Source organism: Rhodohalobacter halophilus (assembly GCF_001715195.1).
Taxonomy (GTDB): domain Bacteria; phylum Bacteroidota; class Rhodothermia; order Balneolales; family Balneolaceae; genus Rhodohalobacter; species Rhodohalobacter halophilus.
In genome coordinates, this window is record NZ_MDWE01000036.1 from 1 (window position 1) to 12,492 (window position 12,492).

Annotated in this window: 6 protein-coding genes and 1 tRNA gene; 3 read left to right on the top strand and 4 right to left on the bottom strand. The window is 46.5% G+C overall.

Annotated features, from left to right (window positions below; translation table 11 throughout):
* Window positions 1–87 precede the first annotated feature (87 nt).
* The gene (locus BG260_RS10035; protein ID WP_083750245.1) at window positions 88–3,255 is read left to right on the top strand and encodes a CHAT domain-containing protein; all 3,168 of its coding nucleotides are present in this window, start codon (window positions 88–90) and stop codon (window positions 3,253–3,255) included.
* A gap of 74 nt (window positions 3,256–3,329) precedes the next feature.
* Here the strand turns inward: BG260_RS10035 and BG260_RS10040 are convergent.
* Window positions 3,330–3,413, bottom strand: a tRNA-Leu gene (locus BG260_RS10040).
* A 227-nt stretch (window positions 3,414–3,640) separates the two neighbouring features.
* On the opposite strand from BG260_RS10040, the gene polX reads away from it, so the two are divergent.
* Window positions 3,641–5,395 carry a DNA polymerase/3'-5' exonuclease PolX gene (polX, locus tag BG260_RS10045; RefSeq protein ID WP_069132273.1) on the top strand — a complete coding sequence of 585 codons (1,755 nt, stop codon included), beginning with the start codon at window positions 3,641–3,643 and terminating at the stop codon, window positions 5,393–5,395.
* Window positions 5,396–5,703: 308 nt separating this feature from the next.
* Window positions 5,704–6,498, top strand: coding sequence for a tryptophan 2,3-dioxygenase (locus BG260_RS10050; RefSeq protein WP_069132275.1), 795 nt, complete (start codon window positions 5,704–5,706; stop codon window positions 6,496–6,498).
* A 194-nt stretch (window positions 6,499–6,692) separates the two neighbouring features.
* Here BG260_RS10050 and BG260_RS10055 read toward each other — a convergent pair whose 3' ends face one another.
* The 3 genes from BG260_RS10055 to mutS all read right to left on the bottom strand — a co-directional run bounded on the left by BG260_RS10055 (window position 6,693) and on the right by mutS (window position 12,393).
* A complete protein-coding gene (locus tag BG260_RS10055) occupies window positions 6,693–8,615 on the bottom strand; it encodes a DEAD/DEAH box helicase (RefSeq protein ID WP_069132277.1) in 1,923 nt (640 codons plus the stop codon).
* Window positions 8,616–8,821: 206 nt separating this feature from the next.
* Window positions 8,822–9,715 carry a GntR family transcriptional regulator gene (locus BG260_RS10060; RefSeq protein WP_069132279.1) on the bottom strand — a complete coding sequence of 298 codons (894 nt, stop codon included), beginning with the start codon at window positions 9,713–9,715 and terminating at the stop codon, window positions 8,822–8,824.
* Entirely contained in the window at window positions 9,712–12,393 is a 2,682-nt protein-coding gene (mutS, locus tag BG260_RS10065; protein ID WP_069132281.1) for a DNA mismatch repair protein MutS, read from the bottom strand. Before mutS ends, BG260_RS10060 begins: the two co-directional genes overlap by 4 nt.
* Window positions 12,394–12,492: the final 99 nt, after the last annotated feature.

Here is a 12,492-nt window from a genome sequence, read left to right on the forward strand (position 1 = left end):
GATTATCGTCAAACCGGAAATGACCGACTGATATTACTTGTAATCTTAGTATTTTTGATTACGACTATTTTTATCTAAGCTCTTTTGATGTTTAAAGTCTCTCTGTTATTGCTCATTTTCTCTGTCTTTTCAGACTCAAGGACAGACTATATCCATCAGTTCCTGGACGAGCAAATTAATAGTGAGGTCAGCTCTGAAACCGTATGGGCTACGGGCACACTTTACTATTCAAGCCCGGATGAATATCAGGAAGTGATCCTTGATTACATTAAGGATGAACAAATAAAAAGTAATTTACAGGGGAATACTGAACTAAAAGACTACATTCAGCAAATGAGTTTCCATCTTGAAGATGAACATTTGCTCCTTTCATATCTGCTGCTCGAAGAAGATATCGAAAGACGTACAGAGATTTACGAGAGCTTCTATAACAACTACCCGGGTTTAGGTCTCAGGGAGTTAAATGATCTTGTTAAAGACGGAGAAAAATTAGACGAAAAAAGCGTTGCCAATTCAACCATAGGTTTTGAACATTTCTTGATTTCTTTCCACGTGAGCAACAATAACGTTACGTCAGATGATTTTTTCAATCAGGTTAAAGCTCTTTGGCAACAGACCGAAGGATCATCTGTTATCCCCACAGCGAGTAAAAGCTATCAGATTGCATCCATTCTAAAGGCATACTACGAAACCGGCGAATATGGATCCATCAATAGACTATACAATGAGTTTCATCATCTCCATAACTTACCGCATTCAAAAATTAAATTGAACTTGTTGTGGGGTGCTGAATTTGCATTATATCGATTGGGATATGTGGATAAAAGCCTTGAAACACAGAGAAAATTTACCATCCCAATCAGTAGGTTCCTTGAACTCAACTCCACGTTGAACTCAATCTTAGCTTCCCACGGAGGGTATCTTTATCAAATTGGGAAATATCAGGAAGCCAAAAACACATTTTTATCCATATTAGATCAGGCTGAAAATCTCCCTTTATCATTTCAAGCCAGCTTATACAATAATTTAAGTCTTGTACTCTACAAAACCGGTGAATCCTCAAATTATATTGAAACACAATTAAAAGCCCTTGAAATCGCAGATGAACTTGAAAATCATGATTTCAAAAGTAGGATTTTAAGAAATCTTCACATTTTTTATGCGCAAAACAAAAATTGGAGATTGGCTACTGAATATATTGACGAAGCTGCAAATTTAGCATATAGAGTTGATAATAAAGACGAATTAATTTCAATCCACATATCAAAAGCAGATTTCACATATAATAATCTTAACGATAGTGAAGCAGCCTTTCGATATTTAGAGATAGCAAGTTCATTCGTTGATGACAACACGTCACCTAGATTTGAACTCAGAATTTTATTTCAAAGAGCTCAATTATTAAAACGTGAAAACCGGTTTAATGAAAGTCTCAACGTTTTAAATGAAATAATTGCAATAACAGGTGGTCAATCGGATACTGTTAGATACTTAGAAGCAATGATTCGCTTGGTGCAAATCAACCTGGAACTGGGAGATCCTCTCGAAGCAAGGCAACTTATGCGTGAGGTTCGAGCTCATGATATGTCTGATCTTGATTTTTCTGTTCTTATTTTGGCTCAAACCGTTCAAGCACAGATTGCCCAGCATTTTGGAGATCCCCTGGAAGCGGACCGGTTGTATTCAGAAGCAGCTGATTTAGTGTTTGAACGTTCACGAAATACCTCTGAAGCCGAATCCGGATATTGGACCGTCGAAGAAGATTATCTTTACCTGTTTGAAAAATATGCGGATTTTCTCCTGAGTCACAATCGCAAAGGAGATGCACTGGTCCTGTTTGACCGCATCAAGACGATTAACGATGCCTCACTGACCGATAATCCTTTGGTACGCTCTTCCCAATTAAGTGAAGAGGCACTGACTCGCATCAGAAACCTGACTCGGGAGATGGATAGCGTGAGAAGACGTATTCTTACCGCTTCCGACGACGAAAGACTTTCCCTTCAGAACAGGCTGGAGAGATTGTCTGCAGAGCGCCGATCACTCTCCTCAAAAGTGGATAATACACTTTCCGGAGATGTAAATATTGGCTCTGTACAGAGGCAGTTACGTCCGTCCGAAACACTCCTTCACATTACCGAAGTTGGACGAAATCTCTACTATGCAGAAGTTCAGAGAAACGACATCTCTATCAAAAAGTTGGAGATGAATGGAGAAACTCTCGAGCTTTTCGAGGGCGCATTAGACTCCATTCTTAAAGGCAGAACCGATCTCATGAAGTTTTATCAGATTGGGAAAATGATTGGTATCGATAAGATTTCTGCAAATTCCCGATCCATCATCGTGATGCCTGACAGTTACTTCCATCAGCTTCCTGTCGATATCCTGCCAATCCGTGCGCCGGCCTCTTCCGTCAGTTACGGGTCTGCTGAATATGTGATTGAACATGCCGAAGTGAGAACGCTCAACAGCCTGCAGGACCTCACTACGCGCTACCGCGGTAATAACCACTCAATCGGGTTTTCAGGCTTTGGGGTTGAAGATTTCAATAATGAGAGGACATCCAGAAATTTGGTTTCTCTGCCAAAAGCACCGCAGGAAATTCTCTTGGTAAAGGAGCAGTTAAATCGCCTCAGTAACAACCGCTCATTTATCAATGCAACGGCTACGGCCGATGAGTTTCAGAAGAATGCCGGCCGGAGTAAGATTCTCCACATGGCAACCCACAGTGAAGTATCGGAAAGTGATCCGCTCTTCTCCACACTTCATTTCTACTCGGATGGAAACGAAGAGCAGGATCAGAGACTCAGTGGCCGTTTATTTGCCTATGAACTGTTTGAACTCAACCTTCAAAACGATTTAATCATGCTCAACTCGTGCGAATCGGGCGGTGATCGATTTCTACAGGGAAGCGGCGTGATGGGTATCAGCCGGGCACTGCGTTATGCAGGTGCCAAGAGTTTGGTTTTGAATTCCTGGTCGGTTAACGATCACTATGCGGCCGAATTTGCCGAAGAGTTTTACAGACATATCAACGATGGGAAAAGTAAGTCCAAAGCCCTTCAGCTTACGAAGGTGCACTTTATCAAAAACAAGAATGCCAACCCTCATTTTTGGGGCCCTTACATTCTGAATGGCGATCATCGGCCCCTAGTTCGAAATAACAACTGGTTTGCCGGAAGCTTACTGCTTGCCGCCATTTTTCTCTCCGGACTTGTTTTTACGGGACGAAACAGAAAGAGATCAGCTGCATAAAAACAGCAGCTGCTTATCTTACTAATATCCATAAAACAAAAAAGGCCCGCTTAATAGCGAGCCTTTTGTTATTGTGCCCCGGAATGGAGTCGAACCATCACGGCCGTTAGGCCACACGCCCCTCAAGCGTGCGCGTCTACCAATTCCGCCACCGGGGCTTATCAGTAAATAATTGATTCAAATATTCCATTTGAATCAGAGCTTCTAAAGATAGGGCATTTTCAAACTAAATGGAAAGTGCCTTTTTCAAATTTCCTCACCTTTTCTCCTGAGAGATGAATTGGTTTTTCGTAGTTTTGTGTTGATGAGTAAAAGTAAATAAGTGTACTCGTGGTGCGACTCAAAGGCGTACCACGAGTTTTTGAAAACAAAACCAATATACTCCATGACCAATCAGGAAGTTGCCGAAAAACTCCGAGAAATTTACAATCTCATGCAGCTCGCCGGAGAGAATCGTTTCCGAGCCATCGCATTTGATCGTGCAGCACAAACCATCGAGGGACTCAATGACGAAATTGCCAAGCATATCGAGGATGGCACACTCACCGATATCAAGGGAATCGGCAAGTCGATTGCGGAGGATATCCAGGCGTATGCGGAGACCGGGACCATGCCGGTACTCGAAGATCTCAAAGAGCGAGTGCCAAAAGGGCTGATTGAGTGGCTGAATATCTCCGGACTCGGCCCCAAAAACATTGTGAAGATTCACCAAAAACTGGGAATTACCGAAATCACCGAACTGAAAGAGGCGTGTCAGAGCGGAGCGGTGGCCGATCTTCCGGGACTGGGTCAGAAATCGGCTGATAAGATCATAAAATCGATCGAATACCTGGAGAAGTTTGGAGAGCGGGCAAGGCTGGATCAGGCACTTGAAATCGCTGAACCGGTCTTTGAATTCGTCAAAAATCTGGAGGGGGTGCAACAGTGTGAGATTGCGGGATCGCTCAGAAGATCACGTGAAACCATTGGCGATATCGACATATTGGTTGCCGCAAAACCCGAAGATGCTGAATCCATCTTTGATCAATTTGTGAATCATGAGCTGGTCGTGGAAGTTTTGGGACGTGGAGACACCAAGAGTTCGGTTCGAACCGAGAACGGACGCCAGGTGGATCTGCGGATTGTTAAGCCTGAAGAGTATCCCGCAGCGTTGATGTACTTCACCGGAAGTAAAGAGCACAATATTGTGATGCGCCAGCGAGCCCGTGAGCGCGGCATGGCGCTGAATGAGTATGGGCTTTTTAAGCTGAACGATCAGAACGATACCGATTTTGATCAGCCTGTAAAAACCTCCTCTGAGGAAGAGATCTACGAGAAACTCGGGCTGAATTTTGTTCCGCCGGAGCACCGTGAAGACCGAGGTGAGTTTGAGTTTTATGAAGAACACAAATCGATGGAGCTAGTTTCGGAATCCGACATCAAAGGCGTGGTGCATGCCCACAGTACCCGGAGTGACGGAAAATATACCATCCGTCAGATGGCCGAAGCGTGCATGGACCGTGGTTACGAGTATCTTGGACTGACCGATCACTCCAAAACGGCAGCCTACGCCGGAGGTTTGACGATCGAAGAGGTAAAACAGCAGTGGGATGAAATAGATCAACTCAACAGTGAGTTTGAGTCTGAAGGCAAGAATTTCAAGATTTTTAAAGGGATGGAGTCGGACATTTTAAGTGATGGATCTTTAGACTATCCTGATGAAATCCTCGCCGAATTCGATTTTGTAATTGCAAGCGTACACAGCGGCCTCAGTATGCCTCTCGAGGAAATGATGATGCGTTTCGAGAATGCCATTAAAAATCCATACACACGAATTGTGGGCCACCCAACGGGCCGTTTACTGCTGAAGCGTGAGGAGAGCAAACTGGACCTAAACCGGCTGATTGAGCTTGCGGCTGAACACAACACCGTTATCGAAATCAATGCCAGCCCGTGGCGCCTGGATCTCGACTGGAAATACGGAAACAAGGCGAAAGAGGTTGGCCTGATAACTTCCATCAACCCTGATGCACACTCCGTAGAAGGAATAGACGACATTCGCTACGGCGTGATGATTGCCCGAAAAGCGAAATTTGAACCTGCCCGAGTGCTGAATACGAAATCTGTTGAGGAGTTTGAAAAGTGGTGTAAGGGAGAGTAGATATGAGTCGTGAGTCTCGAGTCGTGAGTTTTGAGGGATGTTTATGCCCTGAATTGGCTTGATGCTCTGACACACCCCTTGCTTGTTCGCTGAACGCTCTCTGCACATTTCCCCTCCCGAGAGGGGACGGATGATGAAGCGTCCAGCGAAATCATCAGGGGTGTGTTGAAAACGTGACTCCAGACGCTGTCAGAGTCAGCCAACGCTGAATTTTGACTGCCCTTCACTCTCATGACTCAAATCTCATGACTCACGACCAAGTTTTCCTATATTCCCCCAAACCTTGAATCTCACTCTCTGCCAAACACATGAGCGAATCGAAAAGCCTGACCTACACCTCCTACCTGAAAGTAAAAGAGCTGCTTGAGCTGCAACAGCCGGAATCGAAACCGGAGGAACACGACGAGATGCTTTTCATCATCATTCACCAGGTGTACGAATTATGGTTCAAACAGATTATGCACGAATTTGACAAGCTTCGGGCTGATCTGGAATCCGGAAATACATGGGGAGCTACCAAAACGATGCGACGCGTGCTCACCATTTTAAAAACGATGGTTTCACAAATTGACATCCTCGAAACCATGACTCCATTAGAGTTCAACAGTTTCCGGGGATTTTTACAGAGTGCCAGCGGATTTCAGTCGGTACAGTTCCGGGAGATGGAGATCGTTTGCGGAATGCGATCAAAACACATTATTGACGTCCACAAAGATCAGCCGGAGCTTCAGCAGAATCTGCTCGACCGAGAGAAAGAGTCCACTCTCTGGGAAAGTTTTTGCAAATACCTTCAGCACCGCGGTCATGATATTGACACGCCGGCCCGGGTAAATGAGCAAGGATTGGTATTTAAACCCTCAGAACACAATCAAACCGAGTTGGTCAACATTATGAACAACGACCCCGAAGCGGCCATGCTTTGTGAGCTCTTTGTGGATTATGATGAGGGACTGATGGAGTGGCGCTACCGTCACGTAAAAATGGTAGAGCGAACCATCGGCACCAAGAAAGGAACCGGTGGATCTGACGGCGCAGGATACCTCCACAAAACATTGAACAATCCCATCTTCCCGGATCTCTGGGCAATACGATCGAAATTTTAGGTATCCATATTCAAACCTGACAACACCTACTGGATTTGTCAACGTTGGCTTTAAGAGCAGATCCCCGACGCATGCAGATCATAATCTCGGCGGATCTCCGCGAAATTATCTGCGCAAATCCGCGAGAACCTATGCTCAGGATTAATTTCTCGACGCTTTCAGGATCAGCTATCGCTGAACGCTGCCAGGTCTCATCACCCGCCAATTTTCTTGAGCAACTTACCCAAAAACTTCCCTCCGTACACTCTCTCCACATGCTCCATATCGGCAATGACCACCAGCTCTTTCCGACTCCTTGAAAAGGCTACATTCAGCAATCGCGGTACACTCAACCCATTTTTCTCCTCGTCGAGCGGACGCACCGAATAGTGACGTTTGGTACCTCTCTGTTTCTCACCGCTCATTACCGTATCAAAGATAATGTAATCCTTTTCACGTCCCTGAAAAGTGTGAATGGTTCCCACTTCCACGTTTCGGATACCGGCTTCATACAGCCGATTCCGAAGATCATAAACCGCACTTCTGAACGGCACGATCACCCCGATATCTTCCATGAAAATTCCGCGGCCACCCATATTTTTCAGAAGCCGCTCCACCACCTCCTGATGAACCATGTTGATCGGCTTGAATCCCCGTTCGCCGGATTTCTGCTCCAGAAAAGGTCCGTACTTTGAAGTGTTGACCAGATGAAAAGCGCGATCGGACAGTTCCCCAAGCGATTGATCCTGAATTTTGCCGGTTTTTAAACGGCCTTCATAAAATACCGTACTGATCACATCGGCAAGTGATTCTTCCAGGCGGTACTGCGTATCAAAAAAGGCGGTAAAATCAGGATGCTCATCGTGCCATCGGAAAAGTGCTTCAGAAGAGTCGGCGCCGGAAACCGTGGTAAAAATATCTTTCTCCAGAAATTCGCGGGACTTCCGGTCGCTCGTCAGCGCAATAGGCGGAAGCTGCATCGGGTCGCCCACCACCACCATATGCCACTTGGCGTGGGCCGCGAGAACCATCATATAGGGTAGGTTTGCCATCGAACACTCATCCACAACCACGGCATCAAATTCAAGGTCGTGAAACAGATCAGACGTACAAACCTTGGCAAGCGTCGTGGCAACAAGCTGTTTTTTCCAGAGCTCAGCGCGATCGTTTACCTGACTTAATTCTTCAAGCTTTGCCTCAAGTTCTTCCAGTCCGCCGGCATCTTTGACCTTCTGATCAATCAGTTTCATCTCCAGCTCCTGATTGTTGGTCGGTTGCTTACCATTTCGCAGCCGCTTCTCAACAGACTGCAGCGCCTGTTTTCTGCGCTCCATCAGCCCAATCCACTCTCCTGCTTCTTCCTGCCTTTTTTGAATGGTTTGTTCAAGCTGATTGGAAAAAAGAATCGGATCCAGTTCGGAAGCATCAAGGGCAGCCTCACCAAATCGAGTAATTCTTTGCTGAGGAATCGTAAGCCCAATTTTTTGAAGTGCATCAAGTGCACTCAGCAGGCCTACATCCACGGCCCGGTTGGTATTTGAGGCAAACAGAACCTTCTTTCCATTTTTCAGGTAGTTGGCGATGATGTACCCAAGCGTAGCCGTTTTACCCGTTCCCGGCGGACCCCAGATAAATGTCGCCCGGCGGTTCATCGACATGCGGATGGCATCTTCCTGCGCTTCATTTCTCAAGCCATCATGGTCCACTTCATCAGGCCCGGGAATGGCCTGACCGTTTGGTTCAAAAAGATGCTCAAGCCGATCCAGCTCACCTTTTTTTCGTCCGTCGAGCTTTACAATTTCTGACAGCGTTCGTTTGAGGATAAAATCGTTCTCCCACTCCACGTGCAATTCTGAAATAGAGATTCCAACATCCTCCGGAAACTGCAGGGTCACCTCCTTGTCCTCGTAAGACACAGGGTGAACCGTCCAGCTCTTCTCCCCGGCCATCGCCTTAATTTCCTCCGCAAACCGGATGGCCGGCTGATGAGATTCAAACTTATAATTCACATTTTCTGAGGCGGTTATTTTATCTCTCTTCCCTTCAAATAGTACGTCCGATGATGGTCTTTCCCGAACCGTTTCTATTTCCGATTCGAGGGCGGTAATGGCTTGATCAAGTAGTTTTTTTATATCCATTCTTTGGGTAAAACGGCAAACGTGAAAAGTGAAAAATCAAATTCTTTCTCACTCCTTATAATTCTTTTCAGAGTTAGAAACTAACGGTTTCAGTACGTACAATCGAATATTATCTGGCAATTTTTCACGTTTGCCGTTTCATTTTTCCGGTTTGCCTTTTGCCTTTTGCCTTTTGCCTTTTGCCTTTTGCCTTTTGCCTTTAAAAACTATTGATCCCACAGTTCAGATCGTATCATCTGTGCACTTTTCTCTGAGATAATATACTCCAGCTTGATCCGCTTCATCTCCGGTACTTTCTGCTCCACAAGACGTGCACTGGCGGGAGTATATACGATCAGGTCGGTATTTCGGACAAACAGCGGAAGGGATTTGCCGTAGGTTGCACCGGCCACAAACGCCCCTTCAAAATTCATGAGCGTTTTCAGCTCGTCAATAATCTTTGAGATCGACTCTTCCTCGGCCGTCACCAGACCAATCGCTTCAATACCCGATCGGTCAACTATCGATAGAAGCACATCCGCATCGTAGTGAAAAACCACCGGCAACAGACGAATGGTGTTACTTAACGAACGAAATTCACTCACCAGATGAATGGGAACAAAGAGTGCATCATACCTTACCAGCTCATCGTAATTTTCTGCAGAAATCGGTACACTTTTCACGCCAATCTGATTTTTGATGGAGTCTGAAAGGAGTTTCGCCAGCTCTGTGGTTTCACCTACGGTTGCGATGCTTTGAATCCGGTCGGGCCACTCCATGTAGCTGATCTGCTCTTCAAAAATCGCCTCAATCTCCTTTTCATCCAGACCGTAACCGATCAGCTCTTCCAGCAGCTCCTGCATCTTCTCGGTTCCCATCTCAATTCGCTGGGATTTATCGAGCGAGGTACTTTGTCGGTTTACTACGAAACCGCGTCCCTGTTCGGGTGTGATCAGCCCCTCATCCGCCAGCTGATGATACGCCTTCCGCACGGTGTGAAAACTGGCGCCAAGCTGACGGCCCAATTCCCGGGTTGAGGGAAGCAGCTCCCCTACCTGAAACTGCTTGGTGGCAATCATTAATCTAATACGATCGGAAATATGTTTGGCGGAGTGTTTCATTCCTGAGGCTTCACCAAACGCTTCAGTTCGCTCAGCATCAGCATCGCTTCAATCGGAGTCATCCGGTTTGGATCGGCGGCTTCCAGTTTATTCAAGAGTGTTTCCACATTGGGGTCCATTTGTGAGCCAAATAACGTCATCTGAGGCAATTCCGCCTGTTTCTCCACCTCTTTTGTTACTTTTTTTGCCGCTTCTTTCTTCTTCGCCGATTGAGCCATTGCCCCGTTTCCGTCGTGACTCACATCCAGCGTGTGGCTCTCCAGATTGGTTAAAATCTCCTTCGCGCGATTAATCACCACATCCGGCAAGCCGGCCATATTGGCCACCTGGATTCCGTAACTGTGATCGGCGCCGCCACGGACAAGCTTCCGCAGAAAGATCACTTTCCCATCGTGCTCCTTTACCTGTACGTTAAAATTTTTGATCCGCTCATAGCGCTCTTCAAGCTCGTTCAGCTCATGATAATGTGTCGCAAAAAGTGTTTTTGCCGCTACTTCCGGTTTGTTGTGCAGATATTCCGAAAGTGACCACGCGATACTCAGCCCGTCAAATGTACTGGTTCCGCGGCCTACCTCATCCAGCAGTATCAAAGATTTTGGTGTGGCGTTGTTCAGAATGTTGGCGGCTTCGTTCATCTCCACGAGAAAGGTACTTTCCCCTGCTGCGAGATTATCGGAAGCTCCCACCCTCGTAAAGATTTTATCCACGAGCCCAATCGTGGCTTTATCGGCCGGAACAAAACAGCCGATCTGCGCCATCAGCACCAGAAGGCCGGTCTGGCGCAAAATGATACTCTTACCGGCCATGTTCGGCCCGGTAATCATCAGAATCTGAAACTCGGAATTATCCAGGTAGATGTCATTCGGAATAAATGGCTCTCCGGCCTCCAAGGTTTTCTCCACAACCGGATGACGGCCTTTTTTTACGTCAATCACATCCTCTTCATTGATCTCCGGCTTCACATAGTTATTCCGAAAAGCCACCTCGGCAAAACTTTGGATGCAGTCGAGTTCTGCAATGGCCGTGGCAATCTGCTGCACATCCTCGGCAAATTCTGCAACATACAGTCGAAGCTCCTCAAAAAGCTCACTCTCAAGCGTTTTACTCTTGTCTTCAGCCGAGAGAACCTTCTCCTCAACTTCCTTCAGTTCCGGGGTGATATAGCGCTCGGAATTCACCAATGTCTGCTTGCGGATAAAATGCTCCGGCACTTTATCCTTGTGCGTGTTGGTCACCTCAATGTAGTAGCCAAACACTTTGTTGTACCCGATTTTAAGGGATGGAATCCCCGCCTCTTTTGCCAGCTTATTTTTAATATCGGCGATATACTTCTTCCCGTTCCGGGCAATTTCCCGCAGTTCATCCAGATCGTCGTTGAATCCCTCATCAAATATCCCGCCGTCGCGAATACTTGCGGGCGGGTCTTCCACCAATGCACCGTTGATGCGCTCCTGAACATCAATCAAAAGCTTTAAACGATTGTTGATTGATTTGATGAGTAAGCTTTCACTCCGACTTATGATTCTCTTAATTGCGGTAATCTGCGCCAGGGAAAGCTGCAACTGTTTTAAGTCACGCGCATTGGTACGCCCCACGCTAATCCGGCTGATCAGCCGTTCGAGATCGCCAACCTGATCCAGCTCTTCGCGAAGCTCTTCCCGCAATGTGTGATCGTTCACCAGTTCATCGACCGACTCAAGCCGGTTCTCAATTGTTTCGGCCTTCTTTAGAGGACGCATAATCCATTTCCTTAGCAATCGCCCACCCATCGCGGTTGACGTGGCATCCAGAATCGAAACCAACGTTCCATCGGTTCCTCCCTCCTGCATGCTGGATGTCAGTTCCAGGTTTCGCTTGGTGGCGCCATCCAGCGACATGTACTCACTGTTTTCGTAGGCATAGAGCCGTTTCAAATGGCCCAGCGAAGATTTCTGTGTCTCCTGCATGTAGTGAAGCAGTGAGCCGGCTGCTGTATGGGCAATTTCCAGATCCTCTACACCAAAGCCTTTCAGGGAGTGCGTATTAAAGTGTTCCGTCAGAATTTTATAGCCGTAATCTCCTTCATACACCCAATCTTCAACAAACGTAATGTTGTGGGATTTCAGAATCTCAGGTACATTGTTCTTGAGCTTTTTCTGAAGCAGAATTTCTGATGGCTGTAGGGATTGAATCAGACTGTCGAGCTCCGATTTGCCGACCTGGCTCAACCCAAACTCACCGGTCGAAATATCCGAAAATGCCACACCCGCGGTTCCGCCTGCCCAGAAAATGGATATAATATAGTTGTTCCGCTTGTGATCGAGCAGCTTTTCCGACATGGTTACACCCGGGGTGGTAATCTCCGTTACCTCCCGGTTCACGATTTTTTTGCCGGCTTTCTTCGCTGTTTCCGGATCTTCGGTTTGCTCACAGATGGCCACACGGAATCCACGTTTTACCAGTTTTGGCAGATAGGAATCGAGGGCATGGTAGGGAAATCCGGCCAGTGGTGTTTGATCTCCACCGTTGTTTCTCTTGGTCAGGGTAATACCCAGTTCTTTACTGATCAGTACGGCATCATCGGAAAACGTCTCGTAAAAATCCCCCACCCGAAATAGCAGAATGGTGCCGGGGTGTTTCTCCTTAATTTCAAAATATTGACGCATCAGCGGCGTCTGTTTTTTCTTCTTTTTAGCCATGAACTCCGTTTACAAACATCGATTCGAATTGCAGGTGAAAGGTATTGAATTTTCCGCTTTTTTAAAGATTTACGACAATCCCGGCTATACTTTTAATCC